Origin of the sequence: Aquamicrobium sp. LC103 (assembly GCF_001014615.2) — a bacterium.
GTDB lineage: Bacteria > Pseudomonadota > Alphaproteobacteria > Rhizobiales > Rhizobiaceae > LBCQ02.
Map to the genome: position 1 here is coordinate 17126 of NZ_LBCQ02000011.1, position 23216 is coordinate 40341.

Below are 23216 nucleotides of genomic sequence, written 5' to 3' on the forward strand. Positions count from 1 at the left end.
ATAGCCGTCAGCGGTGTTAGTTCACCTTCTTCGCAGCGGGGAGAGAGACCGCAGCGCGGGCTGCTGAAGGGGAAAACCGCTTAGAATTACCGCACGACAAAACCTTCCCGCAGCGGATCGTCGTCTTCGACGATGAACTCGGCCCGGCCGGAATACCAGGCGCGACCGGCAACGCGCGCGACGACGGCGGTATGGTCGCCGGCCCTGGTCTCGTCGGCAACGCTGCCTTCGAAACGCGAACCGACGATGCTTTCGAAGAGCCTCGTCTCGCCGATTATGACCTCTCCCTTGGCATGCATGGCGGCGATGCGCGCGGTGACGCCGGAGCCGGTCGGCGAGCGGTCGACCTGCGCGTCGGCGAAGACGCAGACATTGCGGCTGGCGCGCCCGCCGGAGCCGTCATGGCCGTCGGTGAGGATCGTGCCGTAGAGAAAGGCGAGGTCGTCATGGTCCGGATGGGACAGACGGAACGAGGTCTTGAGCGTCTCCGTCAGAAGCGTCGCCGCGTCGGCGAATGCGCGCACGGGATCGCGGCCGAATTCGAGGCCAAACTGGCGGCAGTCGGCAAGCGCGTAGAAGGCGCCGCCATAGGCGATGTCGAAGCCGACCTGGCCGTAGCCTTCGAGCACCACCCGTTGGTCGCGGGCGAAGAGGAAGGCGGGAACGCTTTCGAAGGAGACCGCGCCGGCCTTGCCTTCGCGCACCTCGACCGAGGCGACGACCATGCCGCACGGGCATTCGATGTTGACGGTGGTGACCGGCTCCCGGACCTCGACCAGTCCCTCGTCGACCGCGTAGCGGCCGAGCGCGAGGATGGCGTGGCCGCACATGGTCGAATAGCCCTCATTGTGCATGAAGAGGACGGCGATGTCGGCTCCCGCAAGGTTCGGCTCGACCAGCAGCGCGCCGTACATGTCGAAATGGCCGCGCGGTTCGAACATCAGCACCCGGCGCAGGTGGTCGAGATTGTCGCGGACATAGGCACGCTTTTCGAGGATCGTGCCCGAGGGCAGGGGCGGATAGCCGCCGGTGACGATCCGAAGCGGCTCGCCGCCCGTGTGCATGTCGACGACGGTGAGCGGCTCGCTCATCGTGCCTCGCCGTAAAGCTTTTGCAGCGCGGCGAAGGACGCGCCCTTGCGGGCATATTCGAAAGTGCCCTGGTCGAGCATCTCGCGGGCCGCGGCCTCGACCGCACCGAAGGCCGCGGTGGTGAGCTTGGAGCCGACCGAGATGCGTTTTGCGCCGGCTTCCGCGAGTTCCGCGACGCTCATGCCGGAAGCGGCGAGCACGTTGACTGGACGATTGACGGCCGCGCACACCGTCCTGACGGTTTCGACGTCGCCGAGGGCGGGCGCGTAGAGTACGTCGGCGCCGGCTTTTTCGAACGCCTGCAGGCGTCTTATCGTGTCGTCGAGGTCGGTCCGCCCCCACAGAAAATTCTCCGCCCGCGCGGTGAAGACGAAGTCCCGCTTCAGGCCCCGCGCTGCCTCGACGGCCGCGGCGACGCGCTCGACCGCAAGTCCGAAATCATAGATCGGGTCGGCTGGATCGCCGGTCGAATCCTCGATCGAACAGCCGGCGAGGCCGGCGGCTTCCGCCGCGACGATCGTGGCGGCGGCATCCTCCGGGCTGTCGCCCCTGCCGTGCTCGAGATCGGCCGAAACCGGCAGGTCGACCGAGGTCACGAGCTCGCGGCAATGCGAGATCATCTCGTCGAAGCTGACGCCGCCGTCCGGCAGCCCGCGCGAGAAGGCGTAGCCGGCGCTGGTCGTCGCCAGCGCCTCGAAGCCGAGCGAAGCCAAAAACTTCGCCGTGCCGACGTCCCAGGGATTGGGGATGACGAATGTCTTTTCGTGAAGCTTCCGGAAAGTAGCGCCCTTGTCCGCATTCCTGTCCATGTCGTCCTCCATCGTGCGGGATGACCGGATGCTAGTCGCTCGTCCGCGCGGCGGCAAATGGCGGAAATTGGTCCAGGGCATCCTCCTGACAGAAATCGGACATGGAAGAAAAGCAAAAGCGGCGCGGCAGCCACTCGGGCGCCAGCGCCGCCTTGCCCGGCCGCGAGACTGATCCGCTACTCAGCGGCCGAACGCCGTGCCCTGTCGCCCTCCACCGCCTCGACGATCGCAGCCACGAAGGCTTCGAGGTCGGCGGGCTTGCGGGAGGTGATGATGTTGCCGTCCCGCACGGTTTCCGAATCTTCCCATTTCGCGCCGGCGTTCTCCATGTCGGTGCGGATCGAATGATATGAGGTGGCGCGCCGCCCCTCGACGAGGCCTGCCTCGATCAGGAGCCAGGGCGCGTGGCAGATGGCCGCCACCGGCTTGCCCGTGGCCTGGAAGGAACGGATGAAGTCGACGGCCGGCTTGTCGACGCGCAGCAGGTCCGGGTTGATCTGCCCACCCGGGAGCACCAGGGCGTCGTAGTCGGAAACCTCCGCATCGCCCACGGTCCGGTCGACCTTGACGGCGGAACCCCAATCCTTCTTCTCCCAGCCGACGATCTCGCCTTCCTTCGGAGAGACGATTTCAACTTGCGCACCGGCTTGCCTCAGCTTTTGCAGCGGAACCTCGAGTTCCGATTGCTCGAAGCCGTTGGTGGCGAGAATCATGATGCGGGATCGGTCGATCGCGGGCATGGCGGGCTCATCCTTCCTTTCCTTGAAGGAAAGTCTGCGGGTGGAACGCAGGTGGCCGGGTTTCGTTCACGACGGAAGCGAAAACGATCGATCACAAATTCTTGCAGGCGGAAGGCAGGGACGGCCGTTCAGGCGATACCGAGCAGGGCGGGCAGGCGGCGCATGTCGTCGAAAAGGATGCCGCCGGCGGCCTCGAGCCCGTCGCGGTCCGAGTGCGGGTCGCCATGGTAGGAATAGACGCGCATACCGGCGGCGACGCCCGCCGTGGTACCGGCGACGCTGTCCTCGATGACAACGCAGCGCTCCGGTTCGAACGCCATCTCGCGCGCGGCGTGGAGAAAGAGGTCGGGAAAGGGCTTGGCGCGCCCGACCATGGAGGCGCTGAACAGCGCATGCTCGAAATGCGGCATCAGCCCGGTGCGCCCGAGCGTCAGATGCATCTTGGTCAATCGCGCGGAGGAAGCGACGCACCAGGGGATGCCGGCGCCGCGCAATGCATCGACGACGTCGAGCACATGCGGGATCGGCTCGAGCCCGGTCTCGAACAGCGTCGGCAGGCCGTCGTTCCAGCGTTCGACGAAATCGGCGCCAAGCAGCACGCCCGCAGCCTCCACCTCCGTCTGCACGGAACTCATGCTGCGGCCGGAAAAGGTCTTGCGGCAATATTCGAAGGTGGTCTCGAACCCGGCCTCGTTGAGCCATTCGGCAAGCCGGCGATTGGCGAGATTCTCGGTATCGACGAGCACGCCGTCGCAGTCGAAGATGACGAGACCGGGCAGGCTTTCGCTCATGCCGTGCCCGTGGAGCCGAAGCCGCCGGCTCCGCGCTGGGTCTCGCCCGCATTGCCGCGTTCCTCGATCGTGGCGCGGCTGACCGGCGCGACCACGAGCTGCGCGATGCGCATGCCGCGCGTCACCGGAAAATCCTCGTCGGAATGGTTGATCAGCAGCACCTTCACCTCGCCGCGATAGTCGCTGTCGATCGTGCCCGGCGTGTTGAGGCAGGTGATGCCATGCTTGAGCGCCAGTCCGGAACGCGGGCGGACCTGGCCTTCGAAGCCCACGGGCAGCTCGATCACCAGGCCGGTCGGCACCAGGGCGCGGCGGCCGGGCAGGATCAGCAGCGGCCGGTCCTCGGGCACGGCGGCGCGCAGGTCCATGCCGGCGGCGCCCGCGGTCTCGTAGGCGGGCAGGGCGATGCCTTCGGCATGCGGCAGGCGGACAATGCCGACGACGGGAGAATCTTGCGCTGATGTGATCATGAGCCGTTCTATTGCGGCTTGCCCCGCGCGCGTCAATTCCCCGCCTCCGATTTCAACCGGATTCGCGCCGCGATGCTCAGAAGCGGCCGCCGGTCCGGAACCCGCCGCCTCCCGACGATCGGCCTTGCGGCAGGCTGATGCCGCCGCCCCAGCTGCCGCCTCGCGGCAATCTCAGGCCGCCGCCGAAGCCGCCGGGCGATCGCGGCATGCGGCGGCGAAAGCCCTCGTTCAGCACGTCGTCGAGATTGCGCGAAGAGAGCGCGCCCTTGAGGATGCCGCCGATGACCGTGCCGATAACGTCCCCGTTGGTGAATTCTCCGAGCGGATCGCCGTAGCCGCGCTGGCGGAAATGGCCGCGCGACTGCTCCAGTTCGAGCCGCTTCCTGGCAAGTTCCGCGGCGGTTGAGCGAACCTGCTGGATTTCGGCATCGGCGCGGGCGATCGACTGGTCGAGCTTGCCGAGCTGATCGACGATCTGCTCGTCCTTCGGCGTGGGCGTCCTCACCGCTTCGTCGTAGAGCGTGCGCAAATCCTCGCGGCTCAGACGCTCGGCGAGGATCTGCACCGCCCGACGATAGTCCGGATCGCCAGCGTCGGCTTCGCGCCCCTGTTCCTCGTCCAGCGCGGCAAGCTCGTTCCTCGCCTCTTCGAGGTTCGACTCCACCGTGTCGAGCGCCTTCTCGGCGGCTTCGAGCTCCTTTTCCAGCGCTGCGATCCCTTCGGCTTCGAGGGCCTGGCGTTCGATGGCCGAGCGTTTGGCGATTTCGTCATCGACCATCGCGGCGACGCGATCCGCATGCTCGCGCAGCCGCAAGGGTATCTCGTTGAGCATGTGATAGTTGGTTCGGGCGCCATTATAGCCGAGCAGCAGCGCGACCTTGCCGTCGAAATAGCGGGTAATCGCTCCGGCGCGATACTCGGAGGTGCCGTAGCCCGCCCGCCACAGATACATGAACAGCGGATCGTCCCGGTAGGGCTTACCCTTGCTTTCCCGGTCCGTTTCGGCCTGTGTGGCCTTGTCGGCGGCCGCCGCGGCCTTGGCTTCCGCTTCGGCGACGCGCTGTTCCTGGGCGGTCCAGGCGGGTTCGCTCCTGATCTTCGCCTCGATCCTGGCGGTGAACTCGTCGATCCGTTCTCCGGCCTTTTCCACGGCCCTGGCCTTCTCGGCGCGATTGGCCTCCGCGACGGTGGCGGCCACCGTCGCCCTGGCGCGGCGGTCCGCCACGTCGTCCAGTTTCCGGCGCCGTCGCTCGATCAGTTCCAGCGCCTGCCGCTCCGCCGCGTCCAGCTCGCGCACGATCTTGTCGCGCATCAGCATTTCGAGCCGGACCGTGGCGAGCGCCTTGAAACCGTCCGCCTTGTGGGTCCGCAGCCTTGCGGCTTCCTCCTCGGCGGAGCGGAGCGTGACGATCAGCCGGTCCTCCTCGGCACGCACGCCGAGGATGGCCCGCTCGATGGAAGAAAGTGTTTCACGCGCCGAGATCATCGTCCTACCATTTGGTGATCGCGCCGCCCGACACCGGCATCAGATAGTCGGCATCGAGCATCCCGCGTCGCTTCTCTCCGAATCTGTTGTTCTCGACGATGCCGTCGTCCAGCTTGTCCCGCCGCACGGCCTCGTAAACCGTCTCGGGTACCCGCACGCCCCATTGCGTCACGGTCTCGGTGCGGCTGGTCTCCTCGTTGAGCACCGGCAGGCTCAGCACCTTGCCGTCGGGGGCGACGGCCTCGACGATCACGTAGTAGTTGCGGCCAGACTGGTTGACATCGGGAATGCGGTAGACGCCCGTGTCGTCTCCCGGGCGCGAGACCACGCGCAAAGTGTATTCCTGGAGAAGCCTTTCGCGGAGCTGGCCGAGTGCGGCGATCGCCTCGCGCGCGCCGGTCGGGTTGCCGGCCGCGATCGCCGCCTGCCCGTCGCCCGACAGTTGCTCGATCAAGCGCTGGGCTTCGGGATCCCGTGCCTCCCGTGTGGCGGCATCCGCCGATGTGGCGAGCGAGCGCGGCAAGGTCTCCGTCAGTTCGATGCGCGCGGCCTCGGCGGCCTGGCGCTCGGCGCGCCAGTTCCACGCCTGCCAGCCGATGCCGGCGGCGGCAAGCAGGAGCAGAACCGCGGCCACCACGCCCACCGTGCCGCGCCTGACCCAGAGATTGGCGAGCGTGCGGCCGAAGCCCGCCCGCGGCGGCGTGTAGACGAAGCGGCTTTCCTTGAGCGCCTGGATACCCTCGTCGAGGATGCGGTCGGTGACCTCGATCCCCTGGCTTTCATAGATGCCGCGCAGCCGCTTCCTCAGCGTCTCGTCGCGCTCTTCCTGGGCGAGCTCCTTCGCGACAAGCCCTTCCTGGTGACGGAGCGTGTCGACGACATCCATCGCCAGCATCAGGTCATTGAGCTTCGGGGCCGGCTGTTCGCCGCCGGCAACGTCCGGCGGCGGCGCGGCGGATTGGGTGTCAGCCATCGATCAGCAGCGCGTTGCCCTGTGCCGCGAGCCTGGCGATGCGCCGCTTGCCGTCCTCGACGGCTTCGCGGATCTCCTCCGAGTTCTGGGTGGCCAGCTTGCGCATCTCCGCGATGATCTCGGTCGAGTGCTCCTGGAAGCTGACCACGGAATCGACGAGCTTCTTGACCGCATCGGCGCGGATCGTCGGGCCGTAGCCCGCCTTGATGGCTTCTTCCTGGACCTTGCCGCCGATCTCGGCGAGAACCTCGATCGACTTCGAGACGCCTTCCTTCATCTCGTTGAGGGTCTGCGTCGATTCATGCAGGCCGAAGAGGCCGGTGAAGGAGGCCTTGAGCGCCGTCAGCACGGATTCGTTGGTCGAGAAGAAGGCGACCGATTGCTGATAGACGCGCTCCTTGGCGTTGGTCGTCTGCATCAGACGGGCCATGATCACTTCCGAGGTGTTGTAGCCGATGGTCAGATTGTCGGCCAGATCCTTGGCGATCTGGTAGCGGTTCTCCTCGTTCTGCATCCGCCTCAGCTTCTCGTCGCGGGCGAGCTCGAGCTTGGCCCGGCCGGCCGGGTCGTTGGCCGTGAAACCGGCCACCTGGTCGGAAGCCTTGGTCAAATCGCCCTTGGCGGCATCGAGTTTGCTTTCGGCCGTCTTCAGCACTTCGAGCGCCGACACCTCGGCCTGCTTCAGCGCGGCGCGGAAGTCGCGATAGGCCTCGAGGATGATGTGCTCGCGCTCGATGTTCTCCTTGGTGTCCTTGGCGACCTCGAGATAGGTCTTCTTGATCTCGTCGAAGCGCGCCGCGACGTCACCGCGGGAAATCTTCATCCAGACATTGGTCGAGCGCTCGAAGATGTCGAGCCTGCCGTCGGAGATCTGGTCGACCATGCGCTTGGCGTCGTCGCGGATGGAGTTGAAGCCCTTGGTGATCTTCTCGTAGCGCTCGCCCACCGACATTTGCGAGACCTGCTCGCGCACCACCTCGTTGAAGAAGCTCATCTGATCGAGGGTCCGGGTGATCACCGCGATCTTGTCGGGCTCGAGATCGCTGATCTTCTCAAGGAGGCCTACGATCGGCGCCTCGTCGGTCCGCTTCGGCACCAGGCCGAGATCACGGAGCGACCCCATCGCCTTGTCGAGATACTGCATCGGCGTCTTCCCAACGACATCGCTCATGGTTCTTCTCCCTCGCGAGCAATAGTTGCGGCCAAGCCCAGGATAGAGAATATCAAAATCGTGCAACTAACAATCACCAATCATAGCTAAGAGCGGGTAAGGGAGCATGAATCCCGGGGCCGCCGCAGGCGACGATCGGCGGTGTTTTCCGGCGGCGTCTCGATACGGCTCAGAAGAGGCGGCCGTCCTGTTCGTAGATCGCGTCGGTGATGGAGAAGATCAGGGCGGCGAGCGGCGTTCCGATCACGTCCTCGCGGGCGAGCGCGGTCCGGGCGATATCGCCTTCCACCGGCGGCCTGCCCGCGGCGTCGACGACCATCAGGGCCGAGTTGCCATCCGGCTGCCGGCGATGGAGCAGCGCGACGGCGAAGCGCTCATCGGCCGTCGCCTCGTCGCCCCAGCGGCCGAGGACGAGGTCGATATCGGCTCCCGATTCGTCGAGATGTCCCGGTGTCCAATGAACCCAGTATACGGCCAGGGTGGCATCGCCCTCGTGGGCGGCGCCCCAGACGCAACGGCTCTCCATGCCGCAGCAGTCGCAATGGCCGGAGCTTTCGCCCGCCGTCTCCACTATGATGCGATGCTCTTCAGGCCGGATCATTCCGTCAATTTAACACTTCGAAGCCGCGCTTGACAGCCAAGTGCGGGCTCGCACGACAAGCATTCCCGCCGTGCCCGGCCCCGGCCTGATTTGCGAAGCCTATCTGATCTTCCTCGGTGGGCCCTCGTCCTGCCTGGCCGCTTCCTCGTGTTCGCGGTGGGCCTGGTATCCCGCTTCGATCTCCGTCTCTTCCGGCGGCAGATAGGTCGGGCCGATGACACGGACCCTGCGTTCGCCGCTTGCCGCGGGCGTGTCCTCGACCTCGGCCGGAGCTGTCGACACCGCTTCAAGTCGCGGCCGGGATGTCGGAAGCGGAATGACCGCGTTCGCCATGTTGCGCGGGGTGACCGTTCGGGCCCTCAGCTCGTTGACGCGGGCGAAGTAGCGGGGCCAGTTGCAGGCCTCGAAAGCTTCGTCCTTCTGATAGCGGAAGGCGGTCGGCAATTGGCCGTAAGGTCTCTTCGTCTCGACCGAGATCATCTCCTCCGTCTCGAGTTCGGGGTCCTCGAGCAGGTAGAGCGCCATGGTCTCGTCCTCGCAGATGAAGCGGCACTGATCCAGCGCGTCCTTGGCGTAGTCGCCCTTGGCGAATTGCGATTGGGGCGCGGGGAAGAGATAGCCGTCCGACGGGCGCACGCAGTAGTAGAGCGTATCGCCGGCATATTTCGCCCCCGATCTCTTTGATTTCGGAGCCTTGACCAGCCTTTCCTGCTGGGAAGCCTGCTGGGTTCGCGAAGGCTGCCGCCGCTGCTGGGCATCGCATCCGAGCGAGCGATATCTCGCCTGCAGCGCCGCCGTGGAGGGTCCGCCGCCGGCCTGCGCCGCCTGCCGCTCCACCTGCGCGCGCTGCTGGGCGAGGCCCCGGCACGCGTTGAAGAAGCCGCCGGAGGCGGCCTTCTCCGCGGTGCATCCGCGCTGCCGCTCGACCGCCCGGATGGCGGCGACCTGTCGGCGCAGTTGAGCGGATTGCGAGTTGGAGGCGCTGGCGCTTGCCCGCATCTGGCTTCGGATTGCGGAACAGCTGTCGGCCAGTGCCGGAGCCGAGCCCAACAGCAATGTCAGGCTAATAGTCGAAAGGACGATCCATGAGTGACGCATGACTAGGAACCACCCTGTGCTTGGGAGAGGCATTAAGTGGTTGGTCTCTTGGAGAGGCCGGTGAACAAACGGACGAAACGGGCCCGCGCAGGATCGAATCCACATCGATTCCGGCAACCAGTGCCGCGAGCGCCAGCCGGAGATAGCGCGGGCAGCCAGGACCATCCAGCGACCGCAGGGCCGCGATGGAGAGCTGCAGTTCCTTCGCGATCTCCCGGTCGGACATTGAAAGCAACGAGGATACGTTTGCGAGCGGGCCGCCAGATTTCATCGGTTATCCTTGAATTTCGGTCGGGGACCGGCAGGATCGGGCAACAGCCGCAAAGCGACGGCCGATCCTGCTCAAGATCTCCATGTCGAAATCTCTCGAGGTCGAAATTTCTCGGGAGATGTCGGGCCTGATCAGGTTCGGGCGGCCAGCAGCTTGTTCTTGATGAGGCCGACGACGACCTGAACGATGGCACCGGCGACGCCGCCGCCGACGACCTGGCCGGCGAGGGCCGCTATGTCGAAGCCCGCGGCTCCGGCCGCGACATCACCGGTCGCTCCGCCGAGCAGAGCTCCGAGCAACTGGCCGCCGCCGACGCCGCCGACCGCGCCGGCAAGGATGTTGCCGATATTTCCGAGGTCGGAATTCTTGACGACCTTGCCGCCGGCTGCTCCGCCAACGGCGCCACCAATCAGTTGAGCGAGAATGGCTTCCATCGATACTTCTCCATTGCAGTTGCCGATCAGATGATCGTCAGCGGATCACACGAGATGCCAAAACCGGGTGTCCCGGTCCTGGGATGAAATCACGGCCTTGCGGGGAAAAACGATGTTGCAGACAGCATTCGCCAGAGTGGGCAGCAGTGGCACACGGTCCGGAAAACAGAATGATACGCCGCCGCATCGTTCCTTCCATAAAAAGCCGTCCGGCTCAAGCCGGCATGCCCCTGCCCTTACCCAAGGTAAGATTACGCATATTAAGGTGGCGAAGGCAATCACAAAGTTGTCCAAGTTTAGCCACTTTCGCGTGAGGCGTGCATGAAGGGCGCGGCGAAGAAGGAATTAACCTTTCCAGAAACTTACCGTGGCGGTGTGCGTCTGGTGCCGTGGCTGCGTCCTCCATTTGGGACGGATTCCGTCACTCTTCCGACACATTTCGAAGCCGACTTCATCGTTTTCCTCCACCCTTTCGTACTCCATCGAGAGGTGCCGGCGGCGCCCCGATTTGACGATCGTTCAGCTACGGCTTGCGATGCGGCCATAAATGTAATAACTGAAGTTACATGAAGCGCGACAGCCGACTTTCCTCCGTCCTGCACGGCCTTCTGCACATGGCCGCCAACGAGGGTCCGACCACTTCGGACGCGCTGGCATCGTGCATGGGCACCAATCCCGTCGTCGTCCGCCGCACCATGGCCGGGCTTCGCGAGGCGGGCTTCGTGAAGGCGGAGCGGGGGCATAGCGGCGGCTGGTCGATCGCCTGCGATCTGGAGCGGGTGACGTTGCGCGACATCCACCAGGCGCTCGGCGAGCCCGCCATCTTCGCGATCGGCAACCGGAACGAGACGCCCGAATGCCTGGTCGAGCAATCCGTGAACGCCGTTCTGGATGACGCGTTCGAGGCGGCCGAGGCGCTGCTGATGCAACGTTTCGGAGAGGTGACGCTCGTGGCGCTGGCCGGGGAATTCACGCGCCGGCTTTCGCGGCGACGAAGCTGAAGAAAGCAACTTTAAGAAGGAAGATATGATGCCGTATGACGTGATCGTCGTGGGCGGCAGCTATGCGGGCATGTCCGCAGCGCTGCAGGTCGCCCGCGCCAGGCGGAAGGTGATGGTGATCGACGCCGGCCTGCGCCGCAATCGCTTCGCCGCCCATTCCCACGGCTTTCTGACGCAGGACGGGGTCGACCCGGCGCGGATCGCCGCGACCGCCCGCAAGCAGCTCGAGGCCTATCCGAACCTGGTTTGGGTCGACGGGGAAGCAAGCGGCGCGCGGAAGAGCGAGGCCGGCTTCAGCGTGACGACCTCGGACGGCGATGCGCACGAGACCGTCCGCCTTGTGCTGGCGCTCGGCGTCACCGACACGCTGCCCGAGATCGACGGCCTGGCGGAGCGCTGGGGAAAGTCGGCCTTCCATTGTCCCTATTGCCACGGCTACGAACTGGGCGGCGGCCCGATCGGCATTCTGGCCACGGGGCCGGTGTCGATGCATCAGGCGCTGCTGCTCGCCGATTGGGGGCCGACGACCCTGCTGACCCGCGGCATCTTCGAGCCCGACGCGGAGGAACTGGCTCAGCTTGCCGCGCGCGGCGTGAGCGTGGAACGGACGCCGGTTTCAGGCATCGCGGGCGAAGCCGACGTGCTGCTCGCCGACGGACGGCGTCTCGGATTCGCCGGACTTTTCACCGTCAGCCAAACACAGCCTTCCAGCGCATTGGCGCAAGATCTCGGCTGCGCGCTGGATGAAGGTCCGCTCGGCTCCTATCTGCGCACCGACGCGATGAAGCAAACCACCGTGCCCGGCGTCTTCGCCTGCGGCGACGCCGCGCGGGCGGCAGGTTCGGTTTCGTTCGCCGTCGGCGACGGCGCCATGGCCGGCGCTGCCGCGCACCGCTCGCTGATCTTCAGTTAGCTTCCGAAGCCGGCGGCCCGCAGAAAGGTGCCGATCGCCGGCCGAGCTCAGGCCGGCGATCGGCGGCAGCCCGGCCGCGAAAGTACGGGGGCAAGCCTATGCCGATCGGCGGGGCCACTCCTCAGTTAGCCGCCTGGAAGCGGACCTCGCCATTGTTCAGGAAGCACGTCTTGTTGAAGAGCGACAAATCCAGCGGGTTCGGCAACCGGACATCGTCGATATCTGGACACGGCTTCTTCGACGGATCGTATGATCTGTCGATCTGGGAGATGAAGACCAGGATGATCCCCCTGTCCCCCGCAAACGCCTTCAGCTGGCGGATCTGAGTCATCAGTTCCGGCTTTTCGCGCTTCTGATCGAGCAGTTGCAGATAGTCCACGACCACGAGCGTGCCGCGAGGCGCCGTTTGCAGCGACTTCACGATGTAATCGGCGCTGATGGCGTCGGAGTTGTCGAATTCGAACAGTCCGTCGAAACGTGCCGGCTCCGCCCCGATGGCGCGAAAGCGGTCCAGAACGTCCTTTTCCGTGTCTTCCAGCGTGAAGAACACGCCCCGATTGCCGGACTTCATGGCTTCCACCGCCAGTTCGAGGCTCATCAGGGTCTTGCCGTGGCCGGGCCGCGCGCCGACCAGGACCATGTCGCCGGGCGTCAAGCGGGTGAACAATCCGCCGGCAGGCGCGGTCGCGGATATTTTCGCCGCAAGCAGGCTCCAACCGGCAAAATCTTCAGCGACGGCAACGCGGTCGAGCGCCACGTGAAGCGGGATGTCTTCCTTGCGGGAGAGGAGCCTTGCCTTGCGCTTCAAATGATGGACGGGCGCGGACAGTTTCATCGAATACCTCCTATCGCGAGCGATCTTCGCAACCCCTCCTTATGCGTGGTGCTCGAACAGTCGGTTCGACGATCAAATTGCCCCGCATGAACGATGCTTTCCCGAGCGGAGGGAGGAGGCGCGGGCCGCGCCAGAATCAGATCATAGACGAAGCTTCGGCGGCTGGAAATCGCCTTCGTGGTTCCCTGCGCTGCGCGAGGACCGCTCCGTTCGAGAGCGATCCCGGTCTGCGGGCAGTGCGTCATCCGGCTCGTATTTCGGGTGGCGCGGAAGGCTCCGATTGCCCCTCGCGACCCTAGCTCCCGCGCCTGGACAGCCTTGCTTTTGCGGGCTCCACCGGAATGCCGGCCTCGTCCACGAGCGCGACGCGAAGCGCTCCCCCCGTCGATCCGTCGACGATCTCCACGGGAGCCGGCCGTCCGAGGATGTAGGCTTCCCCCCATTGCGTCAAAGCCGACAGGGTCAGTGCCAGCGCGCGACCTGATTCCGTGAGGACATAGGCATGGCGCTCGCGATCGCCGGGTTCCCGGTAGGCGCGCCGCGTCATGATTCCCTGTTCGACGAGCCTGGCGAGCCGATCCGACAGCATGGATCGGGGCGCGCCGAGATCGGCGCGCATGTCGTCATACCGCTGCACGCCGTAGAAGGCCTCGCGCAGGATGAGCAGCGTCCAGCGATCGCCCACCATTTCGGCGGCAAGCGCCATCGGGCACTCGTCCTTCGGCACCATGGCGCGGCGGCGGATCGAGTTCTCGGAATCTGAGTTTGACATACGGTATCAGATAGTCCAAGCATGCCTAAGTTCAAAATCAGGTACCAGATGGAGAGGGTCGGATGGCTCGGCGCGACATGAACTCGGATGATCCGCTGGAGGATTTCGAAGCGCGGCGCATCACCCTGATGGACGCGGTGAAGACCGTGTATGTCGCCGGCCAGGGTCCCGCCGTCATCGTGATGGCCGAGATGCCGGGGATCAGCCCGCATGTCGCGCGGTTTGCCCGATGGGTTCGCGACGCTGGGTTTGCCGTCTTCATGCCGTCCCTGTTCGGGCGCGACGGCGCCGTCGCGTCAGCCGAGGAGGGTGCGGCGGTCTTCCGGCATGCCTGCGTCAGCGCCGAATTCAGGGCCTTCGCCGGCAACGGCGCAAGTCCGGTCACCCAATGGCTCCGCGCGCTCGCCCGGCTTGCGCACGAAGAATGCGGCGGACCCGGGATCGGCGCCATCGGCATGTGCTTCACGGGAAATTTCGCGCTGTCGATGATGATGGAACCGTCGGTGCTCGCTCCGGTCGTGTCGCAACCGTCGCTGCCTCTGGACAAGGCCGACGCGGTCGAGAGCCCGCCGGAGGAACTGACGGCCGTCCGGGTGAGGCTGGAGCGGGAAGACCTCACCGTTCTCGCCTACCGTTTCGAGGGCGACCGTTTCTGTCAGGCGCAGCGCTTCGCGGTGTATGCCGAGGCGCTCGGCGATCGCTTCGTCGGTCGTATCCTGCCCGACAGCGCGGCAAACGCCGAGCCCCCGCCGTTCTTCCGGAAGCATGTCACGACGCCGCACAGTGTCGTGACGGCGCACCTGATAGACGAGCAGGGACAGCCCACGCTCGAGGCCCGCGACGAGATCCTTTCGTTCTTTTCACGCCGCCTGAGGGCCTGAGGGCGGGAACGGCCTGGCTTGCGTGGGCTATTCGAACGTCTCGAACAGGCCTTCGTACGCGGCGACGAGGCCGTCCCCGTCGATGGTGAGGTCGGCCTCGAAGCCTTCCGCCACGCCGAGATCGATATACCGCCATCGGCCGTCGTCCTGCGTTTCGTAGCGCTGGCGGGAGGGCGTGAGTTGCAGCGAAGGAGCGTTCACATACAGCGCGGTCATCTCGCCCGGACCGTCGAGATGGCGGATCGCCAGTGAGTTGCAGAACGGCGTCGCCGACAGGTCGATCTCCTCGCATGCGGCGAGGCCGGGCTCCTCGCGTCCGTCGACCAGCCAGCCGTCCGGCGCGCGTTCGATCTTCAATGCGCGCGGCGTCGGATTGAAGAGGCGAAGATCGAGCCGCCGCGTCCGCCAATTTTCGTCGAGCAACCAGGCATAGGCGAGGCCGAACGGCTCGGCCCCCGCATGCACGATCGTCGAGACGGCGCGGAAGCCGCCTGCCAGGGGCGCGATCCGAAAGACTTCGAGGCCGGGTTCGTCCAGCCGACGCCATTTGCGTATCATGGGCCTTCTCCCGTCGCCCCCTTGGCGGCGCGGCGCTCCGAGCCGTGCTTATTGATACCGCATCATCGGCACCGCGAACAGTTGCGCCCGGATGGGGACACGCGGCCGCTCCGCCAAGGGGTTACCGAAGCCGTCCGATGGAGCGCTCGATCCCGGGCGTTGCCGGTTCCCGTCATCATCTTCGGGCTATTTTCCCTCTCCGAACAAGAGCTTCAGCGCCGCCGCGGCGAGCACCGTCAGCAATGCGACCGCGACGGACAGGATGAGCGCGGCCTGCTCGCCCGAGGACGAGATGATCTTCGCGTAGATCACGGGAGCGGCGGCGGAGAGCAGGAAGCTCGGCGCGATCAACCTGCCGACGAAACTGCCGTAGCTGCGATGGTCGAACAGCACCAGCGGCAGCGTGCCGCGGGTGATCGTCACCAGGCCGTTGCCGGCGCCGTAGAAGAACGCGAAGGCGGCCGCGGCGGTCCAGTGCGCGCTGGCGAGAAGACCGGCAAGGAAGGCCAGGGGAAGGATGGCCGTCGCGGCGAGGTTCAAGGTGAATGGATGGAGCGTGCGCCCGAACAGCACCTCGCAGAGCCGCGCCAGCGACTGGCCGATGCCGCGCAGCGTGGCGGCGTTGACGGCCGCCGAAGCGCCCAGCCCGAGCCCCGCCAATATGGCGATCATATGCGCCGACATGCCGGAATTGAGAAAGTTCGTCAGCGTGACGATCGCCGCGTAGAGCAGCGCCGCGACGAGGCGCGGCCTCCCGCTCGCGGCAAGCGGGGCCACCGGGTGCGCCGACGCCGCCGCGACCGGCTCGCGGTATCTCGCATTCGGAAGGGTCGCGTGCAGCGGGATGGTGACGAGCGCCATGAAGGCATAGCCCATCAGGGCGCCCCTCCAGCCGAAGAGGTCGGCGAGCTGGTTGCCGATCGGCCAGAACACGGTCGAGGCGAGGCCGCCGAGCAGTGTTATCTGCGACATCGGCCGGCGCGCGCCGGGACCGCCGATCCTTGCGAGCGCGGCGAAGGCGGCATCGTAGAGCGACAGTCGCATGCCCAGGCCGAGCAGGATCCAGGCGCAGAAATAAACGAGATGGGTTTGCGCGGCCGCGAGCATCAGGCAGCCGCAGGCGTTGAACACCGCGCCGGCGATCATCGCCAGCTTGCCGCCGCGCCTGTCGACCAGCCGCCCGACCAGGGGAGAGCTCACGCCCATCGCCAGCAGGGCGAGCGAGAAGCCGGAATAGACGGTCTCGCGCGACCAGCCGAGATCGGCCGCGATGCGTTCGCCGAAGACGCCGATGAGATAGTAGGAGATTCCCCAGGAGATGAGCTGCGACAGCCCGAGGCAGACGATCGCGCGGCGCGGGATCACCGCGCCGCCTGTCGCGGCGCGTCGTCGGGAAGAACCAGATCGCCTACGCCGAGCGCCCGCTGCATGAGCACCGTGTCCACCCACCGGCCGAACTTGAAGCCGGCGGAGCGGATGGTGCCGACGGGCTCGAAACCCAGCTTGCGATGGAGCGATATCGAGCCGAGATTGGCGCTGTCGCCGATGACGGCCACCATCTGCCGCCAGGGGCCGGCCTCGCATTCGCTGATGAGCGCGCCGAGCAGTGCCGCCCCGATGCCGCGGCCCTCGTGGCCCGGCGCGACGTAGACGGAATCCTCCAGCGTGTAGCGGTAGGCCGGGCGCGGCCGGTAGGGTCCGGCATAGCAATAGCCGACGACGCCCTCCGCCGTGTCGGCGATCAGATAGGGAAGGGCGAGGTCCAGGATCGCGGCCCGCCGCGCCCGCATTTCCTCGATGCCGGGAGGCGTGGTCTCGAAACTCGCCAGCCCGTGGGCGACATGGTGGGCGTAGATCGCCTGGATCGCCGGCATGTCGGCGTCGGTTGCCCGTCGCACGCGAAGCAGGGGAGGCGGGCACGCCGTCTTCCCATTCCCTTTAATCGTAAAATCCATACCCAGCCCCTTCCACCAGCGGCAGCTTTCGATCTGCATGCGCTCGATTCCGACGTCGTCCAGCAATCTGCCGTCCAGTTCCCGAAGCGTCGACAATTGCCTGATCCTCGATCGCGGCGATCCGGCGATATGGAGGCACAACTCTCCGGCGGCATGGATCAGGATGAGCGGCAGCTTCAAGGTCATCGGCTTCGGCAACTTCACAAGCAGGCACAGCGGGATGATACGCCGGCTGAGAAATAAGGGAAGCTTTGCCTTCTTATGCGAGGTATGAGAAATTCTTTGGCATGCGAGGGCTCAATCTCGACCAGGTACAGGCTTTTCTCGACGTCGTCGAACTGGGCAGCTTCTCGGCGGCGGCCGATCGTGCGGGCCTGACCCAGCCGGCGGTCAGCCTGCAGGTCCGCCAGCTCGAACGGCATCTCGGCGTCGTGCTGATCGAGCGCGTGGGACGACGGGCGCAGCCGACGGCGGCCGGTGCCGGCTTCCTGGAATTCGCCCGGCAGTTGCGCGAGCTGGCCGCGACCGCCGTCGACGAAATGGCGAGGCACGCGACCGGCGCGATGGGACGCGTGCGGATCGGCACGGGTGCAACCGCCTGCATCTATCTTCTGCCGGCGCTGCTGCGGCAACTGAAGCAGCGCTTTCCGAGCCTCGAGATCACCGTCAGCACGGGCAACACGAACGATTTCGTCAAGGCGGTCGAGGCGAACACGATCGATGTCGGCCTGGTGACGCTGCCGGCGGCGGGTCGTGCGCTCGAGGTCATTCCCGTACTCGACGACGAGTTCGTCGCGGTCGCGCCGGCCGAACTCGACCTGCCCGAGGCGGTCGGCCGCGAGACGCTGGCGAGGCACCCGCTGATACTCTTCGAGCCCGGCGGCAGCACGAGACGCATCGCCGACGAATGGCTATCGAGGGGCGGGCCGGCGCCCAAGCCGATCATGTCGCTCGGCAGCGTCGAGGCCATCAAGGAACTGGTCGGCGCGGGGCTCGGATGCTCGATCCTTCCAGGTATGGCCGTCCGCGGGCCCAGGCAGGGCGTTTCCCTGACCGTGCGCCCGCTGAAGCCTCGGCTGCACCGCACGCTGGCGATCATCGTGCGCAAGGACAAGAAGCTGCACCGCGGCCTGCGCGAGACGGTCGAGGCGTTCAAGGGCCTTGCCGGGCGGCAATAGCATCGGCGGGATCGCGCTGATATATGTCCCGCACAGGCCGGACGGAGACCGAAAACCCAATGAGCACGCGGGCGCAACCCGATCACGACGCGTGGGATGCCTGGCATCCGTCGGAGCTGGCAACCCGGCTGCGGAAGGTCTCCCGGCCCTGGTGCGTCGTCGGCGGCTGGGCTCTCGATCTCTGGCATGGACGCCAGACCCGGGACCATGACGACCTCGAATTCACGATCCTGCGCGGCGATCTCGACATTTTCCGCCGGGTGCTGGGGGAGATGGATTTCTACACGGCCGGTGACGGACTTGTCGAATATCTGCCGCCGAGCGCCGTGCCGCCGGCCGGGATCTTTCAGATCTGGTGCCTCGATGGCAAGAAACGACGCTGGCGGGTCGACATGATGATCGAGCCGGGAACGCCGGGCACATGGGCCTACAAGAGAGAACCTACCATAGTCCGGCCGCGCGCCGAAATGATCGACACGACGCCTGACGGCGTGCCTTATCTGAAGCCCGCCGGCGTGCTCCTGTTCAAGGCGAAGCACCGGCGCGCCAAGGACGAGATCGACTTCGGGAACGCCTTGCCGAAGCTGGCGGGGCCGGAACGCGCCTGGCTGAAGGCCTCTCTTGATGTGGCGCATCCCGATCACGACTGGGCGCGAGCGCTGTAGCAGTTTCAGGCCGCGAGGAGGAGCCGGCCCCGGCCTACAATGCCTTCGTCATCTGCACGCAGTCCTTCGCGATCCCGACAAGCTCGCTCCTGTCCCAGCTCGCAGGCAGCCAACCGGCTTTCTCGTAGTACCCGACCGCGTCCGGCGCGGCGTTGACGCGGAGCGAGCTCACGCCCCGCCTTCTCGCCTCGGCCGCGACGAGGGCGTCGAGCGTCCGTCCATGGCCCTTGCGCTGCTCCGCTTCCGCGATCGCGACCAGCCGGACGACGGCCGTCGCGCCACGAAAATCGATCCGGACGACTCCGATCGCCCGGCCGTCGAGAAGCAGCAGGAAGGGGATGTTTCCTTCCGCGCGGTCGTCGGGATGGTTCTCGTCGTAATCGACGGCGTGCCGGTCGGGTGCGAAGAGAACGGCGCGCCGGATCGCATGCAGGCGCTTCCAGTCTTCCGGCGAGCTCACCGGCCGCAATTCATGGGGCATCTTCCCGTCCTTTCCCGAACGACGCTGAAATCCAGCAATCGCGTGGAGCCGCACGCCGAGTCAATCTCGTCCGGCTGCGGTGCCATTTCCATTCGACAGCCCGGCCATGCGCTGATAAAAGCCCGCCGATCCAAAAGGAACTTCTCATCATGGCCGAGAAAATCGCCGACGCGGTGGCGCGCCGCCGCACCTTCGCGATCATCGCGCATCCGGATGCCGGCAAGACCACGCTGACCGAAAAGCTGCTGCTTTTCGGCGGAGCGATCCAGCTCGCCGGCGAGGTGAAGGCGAAGAAGGACAAGATCCAGACCCGCTCGGACTGGATGAAGATCGAACGCGAGCGCGGCATCTCGGTCGTCACCTCGGTGATGACGTTCGAATATGGCGACAACGTCTTCAACCTGCTCGACACGCCGGGTCACGAGGATTTCGCCGACGATACCTACCGCACGCTGTCGGCGGTGGATTCGGCGGTCATGGTGATCGACGCGGCCAAGGGCATCGAGCCGCGCACCCTGAAGCTGTTCGAGGTATGCCGCCTGCGCGACATTCCGATCGTCACCTTCATCAACAAGATGGACCGGGAAAGCCGCGATCCGTTCGAGATCCTCGACGAGATCGAGGAGAAGCTGGCGCTGGACACCGCGCCGATCACCTGGCCGATCGGGCGGGGCAAGACTTTCGCCGGAACCTATCATCTTTCCGAAAACGCCGTGCGCCACGGTGACGACGAGAAGGAGCGCACGCCCGTCAACGGGCCGGACTCGAACCGTGTCGCCGGCCTGCTGCCCGACAACGACCGCCCGGCCTTCATCGAGGAACTGGAGCTTGCCCGCGAGGCATGCCGCCCCTTCGACCTCAAGGCCTTCCGCGAGGGACACCTGACGCCGGTCTATTTCGGCTCCGCGCTGCGCAACTATGGTGTCCGCGACCTGATCGAGGCGCTGGGTGCGTTCGCGCCGCAGCCGCGCGCCCAGGAGGCCGACAGCCGCAAGGTCGAGGCGACGGAGGAGAAGATGACCTCCTTCGTCTTCAAGATCCAGGCGAACATGGACCCGAACCACCGCGACCGCATCGCCTTCGTGCGGGTGTGCTCGGGCAGGCTCGAACGCGGCATGAAGGCCAAGCTGGTGCGCACCGGCAAGCCGATGAGCCTTTCGGCGCCGCAATTCTTCTTCGCCAAGAGCCGGATCACCGCCGACGAGGCTTTCGCCGGCGACGTGGTCGGCATCCCGAACCACGGCACGCTCAGGATCGGCGACACGCTGACCGAGGGCGAGGAGCTTCTGTTCCGCGGCGTGCCGAACTTCGCGCCTGAAATCCTGCGTCGCGTGCGGCTCGGCGATCCGATGAAGGCGAAGAAGCTGAAGGAGGCGCTGGAGCAGATGGCCGAGGAAGGCGTGGTGCAGCTCTTCATGCCCGAGGACGGTTCGCCGGCGATCGTCGGCGTGGTCGGCGCGCTCCAGCTCGACGTGCTGAAGGAACGGCTCAGCGTCGAATACGGTCTGCCGGTCGATTTCGAGATGGCGCGCTTTTCCGTCTGCCGCTGGATTTCCGCGGAGGAGAAGGGCGAGCTGCAGCGCTTCATCGACGCGCATCGCGGCGACATCGCGCGCGACCTCGACGGCGATCCGGTGTTTCTGGCACCGCACGAATTCGGGCTCAACTACGAAGCCGACCGCTGGAAGCAGATAGGCTTCACCGCGATCAAGGACTATCAGGTGCGCGAGGCGGCTTAGAGCCGCTGCCTGGCGAATTTCGTTACGGCCCTGTACATCCGCGGCCACAAAATCTAGAAGCATCGCACGCCCCGCCATTTTCGCTGGGCAACGATGCGCTTTGCGCGGGCTATCGCGCTGCGACAATTCCGAAAGACGTTGATATGACCAAGTTCGAAGGCATCGTTCCTGCGCTCGCAAGCGCATTGGAGAACCGCGGCTACGACGAGCTGACGCCGGTGCAGCGCGCGGTGATCGATCCGGCCCTGACCGGTGCCGACGTGCTCGTTTCCGCGCAGACGGGCTCGGGCAAGACGGTCGCCTTCGGCCTGGCGATGGCGCCGACATTGCTCGCGGGGGCCGGCCGCTTCGCCGAGGCCGGCCTGCCGCTGGCGCTGGCCATCGCCCCGACCCGCGAACTGGCTCTTCAGGTCAAGCGCGAGCTCGAATGGCTCTACGCGTCCACCGGAGCGTCGATCGCCTCCTGCGTCGGGGGCATGGACATGCGCACCGAGCGCCGAGCGCTCGAACGCGGCGCGCATATCGTGGTCGGCACGCCCGGCCGGCTGCGCGACCACATCACCCGCGGTGCGCTCGACATGTCGGGCCTGCACGCGGTGGTGCTCGACGAGGCCGATGAAATGCTCGATCTCGGCTTCCGCGAAGACCTCGAATTCATCCTTGAATCGGCCCCCGCCGAGCGCCGGACGCTGATGTTCTCGGCCACCGTGCCGCCGGCGATCGCCAGGCTCGCGAAGAGCTACCAGCGCGATGCGGTCCGCATCACGACCGCGGCCGAGAAGAAGCAGCATGTCGACATCGAGTACCGCGCGCTGACGGTCGCGCCGAGCGACCGGGAAAACGCGATCATCAACGTGCTGCGCTATTACGACGCCAAGAACGCGCTGGTCTTCTGCAGCACGCGCGCGGCGGTCAATCATCTGACCGCCCGCTTCAACAATCGCGGGTTTTCGGTCGTCGCCATGTCCGGCGAGCTTAGCCAGAACGAACGCACCCATGCCTTGCAGGCGATGCGCGACGGACGCGCGAAGGTTTGCATCGCCACCGATGTCGCGGCGCGCGGCATCGACCTGCCGAACCTCGATCTGGTGGTTCATGCCGACCTGCCGACCAATCCGGAAACGCTTCTGCATAGAAGCGGGCGAACCGGGCGCGCCGGCCGCAAGGGCGTCAGCGTCCTCGTCGTGCCGTCGAGCGCGCGCCATCGGGCGCACCGCCTGCTTCAGAACGCGTCGATCGTGGCCGACTGGACGCGCCCGCCCACGGCGGAAGAGATCGTGCAGCGGGACGACGAGCGCCTGCTTGCCGATCCCGTCTTCGACGAGCCGCCCGGCGAGGACGAGGGCGATCTTGTCCGGGCTCTTCTGGAACGTCATGGCGCGGAGCGCGTCGCGGCCGCCTGCGTGCGCATGTCGCGCGCCGGCAAGTCGGCGCCCGAGGACCTGATCGAGCTGTCGGCCTTTGCCGCCCCGGCCGACCGCAAGGGGCAGCGGGACGGGCCCGCGGCGCCGCGCGAGGCGTTCGGGGAAAGCGTCTGGTTCACGATCTCGGCAGGGCGCAGGCAGAATGCCGAGCCGCGCTGGCTCATTCCGATGCTCTGTCGCGTCGGCAGGATCACCAAGCACGAGATCGGCGCGATCAAGATGCAGCCGGAGGAGACCTATGTGCAGATCGCGGCCGACTGGGCGGAACGCTTCCTGGATGCGGTCGGCCCGGAGCGCGAACTGCAGAACGGCATCATGGTGAGCCGGCTGGACGGGCCGCCCGATTTCAGCCGCGGTGCGCCGGGACGGCCGCCTGCGGGAAAGAAGCCGTATAAATCAAAGAGCTTCGGTCAGGGCAGGCCCGAGAAATCCGGCTATCCGAAGGAACGCGCGCCCGAACGAAGCACTGCCGGCAAACCGGACCGCAAGCCCTGGGCGAAAGACGGGAAGCCCAAGGGCAAGAAGGGCGGAAAGCACGCCGGCAAGCCGGGCGGCGCCGGAAAATCCAAGTCCCGGCGCGGAGAGGCCTAGGGCGGTTCAGGTTTTCACCGAAACACCCCCCTCCACCACTTCGTGGTCCCCTCCGCCATGAAAATGGGGAGGATCCACGGTGCGACCGGCCGCGACAAGCGGCTCGCCCTGAAGGACCACGCGAAGCGTGGTGGAGGGGGCGTTCCAAGCGACGATTCCATTTCATCTGAAACGCCCTAGCGCCCAGGGATCGCTGATTTTCGCTTTTCTCGGGTTTTCCCCGTCCGTGCTAGCCGAGCCTTGTTGACGGCCGAAAATTGCGGCGATAACAGGGCGTTTCCGTGGCGA

General features: G+C 66.1%; 24 protein-coding genes. 7 read left to right on the forward strand and 17 right to left on the reverse strand.

What is annotated here, in order from left to right; genetic code table 11:
* Positions 1–86: 86 nt before the first annotated feature.
* The 11 genes from XW59_RS20545 to XW59_RS20595 all read right to left on the reverse strand — a co-directional run bounded on the left by XW59_RS20545 (position 87) and on the right by XW59_RS20595 (position 9935).
* Complete coding sequence (locus tag XW59_RS20545) at positions 87–1091, reverse strand: proline racemase family protein (RefSeq protein WP_047147750.1); 1005 nt, start codon at positions 1089–1091, stop codon at positions 87–89.
* A complete protein-coding gene (locus tag XW59_RS20550; RefSeq protein ID WP_047147815.1) occupies positions 1088–1900 on the reverse strand; it encodes an isocitrate lyase/phosphoenolpyruvate mutase family protein in 813 nt (270 codons plus the stop codon). The genes XW59_RS20545 and XW59_RS20550 overlap by 4 nt, the downstream gene beginning before the upstream one ends.
* A 176-nt stretch (positions 1901–2076) precedes the next feature.
* The gene (locus XW59_RS20555) at positions 2077–2640 is read right to left on the reverse strand and encodes a type 1 glutamine amidotransferase domain-containing protein (RefSeq protein ID WP_047147749.1); all 564 of its coding nucleotides are present in this window, start codon (positions 2638–2640) and stop codon (positions 2077–2079) included.
* 128 nt (positions 2641–2768) lie between these two features.
* A complete protein-coding gene (locus tag XW59_RS20560) occupies positions 2769–3431 on the reverse strand; it encodes an HAD family hydrolase (RefSeq protein WP_047147748.1) in 663 nt (220 codons plus the stop codon).
* Positions 3428–3901 carry a dUTP diphosphatase gene (gene dut, locus XW59_RS20565; RefSeq protein ID WP_047147747.1) on the reverse strand — a complete coding sequence of 158 codons (474 nt, stop codon included), beginning with the start codon at positions 3899–3901 and terminating at the stop codon, positions 3428–3430. Before dut ends, XW59_RS20560 begins: the two co-directional genes overlap by 4 nt.
* Positions 3902–3977: 76 nt before the next feature.
* Positions 3978–5387 carry a hypothetical protein gene (locus tag XW59_RS20570; RefSeq protein ID WP_047147746.1) on the reverse strand — a complete coding sequence of 470 codons (1410 nt, stop codon included), beginning with the start codon at positions 5385–5387 and terminating at the stop codon, positions 3978–3980.
* A gap of 4 nt (positions 5388–5391) precedes the next feature.
* Entirely contained in the window at positions 5392–6360 is a 969-nt protein-coding gene (locus tag XW59_RS20575; RefSeq protein WP_047147745.1) for a DUF6384 family protein, read from the reverse strand.
* On the reverse strand, positions 6353–7531 hold the full coding sequence (locus XW59_RS20580) for a hypothetical protein (protein WP_047147744.1): 1179 nt from the start codon (positions 7529–7531) through the stop codon (positions 6353–6355). The genes XW59_RS20575 and XW59_RS20580 overlap by 8 nt, the downstream gene beginning before the upstream one ends.
* Before the next feature lie 169 nt (positions 7532–7700).
* On the reverse strand, positions 7701–8132 hold the full coding sequence (locus tag XW59_RS20585; protein ID WP_047147743.1) for a hypothetical protein: 432 nt from the start codon (positions 8130–8132) through the stop codon (positions 7701–7703).
* 99 nt (positions 8133–8231) lie between these two features.
* The gene (locus XW59_RS20590) at positions 8232–9131 is read right to left on the reverse strand and encodes a DUF2865 domain-containing protein (protein ID WP_052958360.1); all 900 of its coding nucleotides are present in this window, start codon (positions 9129–9131) and stop codon (positions 8232–8234) included.
* Positions 9132–9632: 501 nt separating this feature from the next.
* A complete protein-coding gene (locus tag XW59_RS20595) occupies positions 9633–9935 on the reverse strand; it encodes a hypothetical protein (RefSeq protein ID WP_047147742.1) in 303 nt (100 codons plus the stop codon).
* A gap of 566 nt (positions 9936–10501) precedes the next feature.
* On the opposite strand from XW59_RS20595, the gene XW59_RS20600 reads away from it, so the two are divergent.
* Complete coding sequence (locus tag XW59_RS20600) at positions 10502–10936, forward strand: Rrf2 family transcriptional regulator (protein WP_047147741.1); 435 nt, start codon at positions 10502–10504, stop codon at positions 10934–10936.
* Between the two features lie 28 nt (positions 10937–10964).
* The gene (locus XW59_RS20605; protein ID WP_047147813.1) at positions 10965–11849 is read left to right on the forward strand and encodes an NAD(P)/FAD-dependent oxidoreductase; all 885 of its coding nucleotides are present in this window, start codon (positions 10965–10967) and stop codon (positions 11847–11849) included.
* A 121-nt stretch (positions 11850–11970) separates the two neighbouring features.
* On the opposite strand, the gene XW59_RS20610 is transcribed toward XW59_RS20605, so the two are convergent.
* Entirely contained in the window at positions 11971–12684 is a 714-nt protein-coding gene (locus XW59_RS20610; protein WP_047147740.1) for a DNA helicase, read from the reverse strand.
* A 295-nt stretch (positions 12685–12979) separates the two neighbouring features.
* The gene (locus tag XW59_RS20615; RefSeq protein WP_047147739.1) at positions 12980–13456 is read right to left on the reverse strand and encodes a helix-turn-helix domain-containing protein; all 477 of its coding nucleotides are present in this window, start codon (positions 13454–13456) and stop codon (positions 12980–12982) included.
* A gap of 62 nt (positions 13457–13518) precedes the next feature.
* On the opposite strand from XW59_RS20615, the gene XW59_RS20620 reads away from it, so the two are divergent.
* Positions 13519–14337 (forward strand): dienelactone hydrolase family protein, encoded by an 819-nt coding sequence (locus XW59_RS20620; protein WP_047147738.1) that lies wholly within the window; start codon positions 13519–13521, stop codon positions 14335–14337.
* 27 nt (positions 14338–14364) lie between these two features.
* On the opposite strand, the gene XW59_RS20625 is transcribed toward XW59_RS20620, so the two are convergent.
* The 3 genes from XW59_RS20625 to XW59_RS20635 form a co-directional block, all read right to left on the reverse strand.
* Entirely contained in the window at positions 14365–14895 is a 531-nt protein-coding gene (locus tag XW59_RS20625) for a putative glycolipid-binding domain-containing protein (RefSeq protein WP_052958358.1), read from the reverse strand.
* 186 nt (positions 14896–15081) lie between these two features.
* The gene (locus XW59_RS20630; RefSeq protein WP_047147737.1) at positions 15082–16260 is read right to left on the reverse strand and encodes an MFS transporter; all 1179 of its coding nucleotides are present in this window, start codon (positions 16258–16260) and stop codon (positions 15082–15084) included.
* Positions 16257–17036 (reverse strand): GNAT family N-acetyltransferase, encoded by a 780-nt coding sequence (locus XW59_RS20635; RefSeq protein WP_082137746.1) that lies wholly within the window; start codon positions 17034–17036, stop codon positions 16257–16259. The genes XW59_RS20630 and XW59_RS20635 overlap by 4 nt, the downstream gene beginning before the upstream one ends.
* A 101-nt stretch (positions 17037–17137) precedes the next feature.
* On the opposite strand from XW59_RS20635, the gene XW59_RS20640 reads away from it, so the two are divergent.
* Together XW59_RS20640 and XW59_RS20645 are read left to right on the forward strand one after the other, a co-directional pair.
* A complete protein-coding gene (locus tag XW59_RS20640; protein WP_047147736.1) occupies positions 17138–18028 on the forward strand; it encodes a LysR family transcriptional regulator in 891 nt (296 codons plus the stop codon).
* 59 nt (positions 18029–18087) lie between these two features.
* A complete protein-coding gene (locus tag XW59_RS20645) occupies positions 18088–18693 on the forward strand; it encodes a hypothetical protein (RefSeq protein ID WP_047147735.1) in 606 nt (201 codons plus the stop codon).
* 34 nt (positions 18694–18727) lie between these two features.
* Here the strand turns inward: XW59_RS20645 and XW59_RS20650 are convergent, their stop codons facing one another.
* On the reverse strand, positions 18728–19174 hold the full coding sequence (locus XW59_RS20650) for a GNAT family N-acetyltransferase (RefSeq protein ID WP_047147734.1): 447 nt from the start codon (positions 19172–19174) through the stop codon (positions 18728–18730).
* Between the two features lie 149 nt (positions 19175–19323).
* Between XW59_RS20650 and XW59_RS20655 the strand changes: the two genes are divergently transcribed.
* Positions 19324–20913, forward strand: a complete 1590-nt coding sequence (locus XW59_RS20655) for a peptide chain release factor 3 (RefSeq protein WP_047147733.1) — start codon at positions 19324–19326, stop codon at positions 20911–20913.
* Between the two features lie 143 nt (positions 20914–21056).
* Entirely contained in the window at positions 21057–22928 is a 1872-nt protein-coding gene (locus XW59_RS20660; protein WP_047147732.1) for a DEAD/DEAH box helicase, read from the forward strand.
* Positions 22929–23216 lie beyond the last annotated feature (288 nt).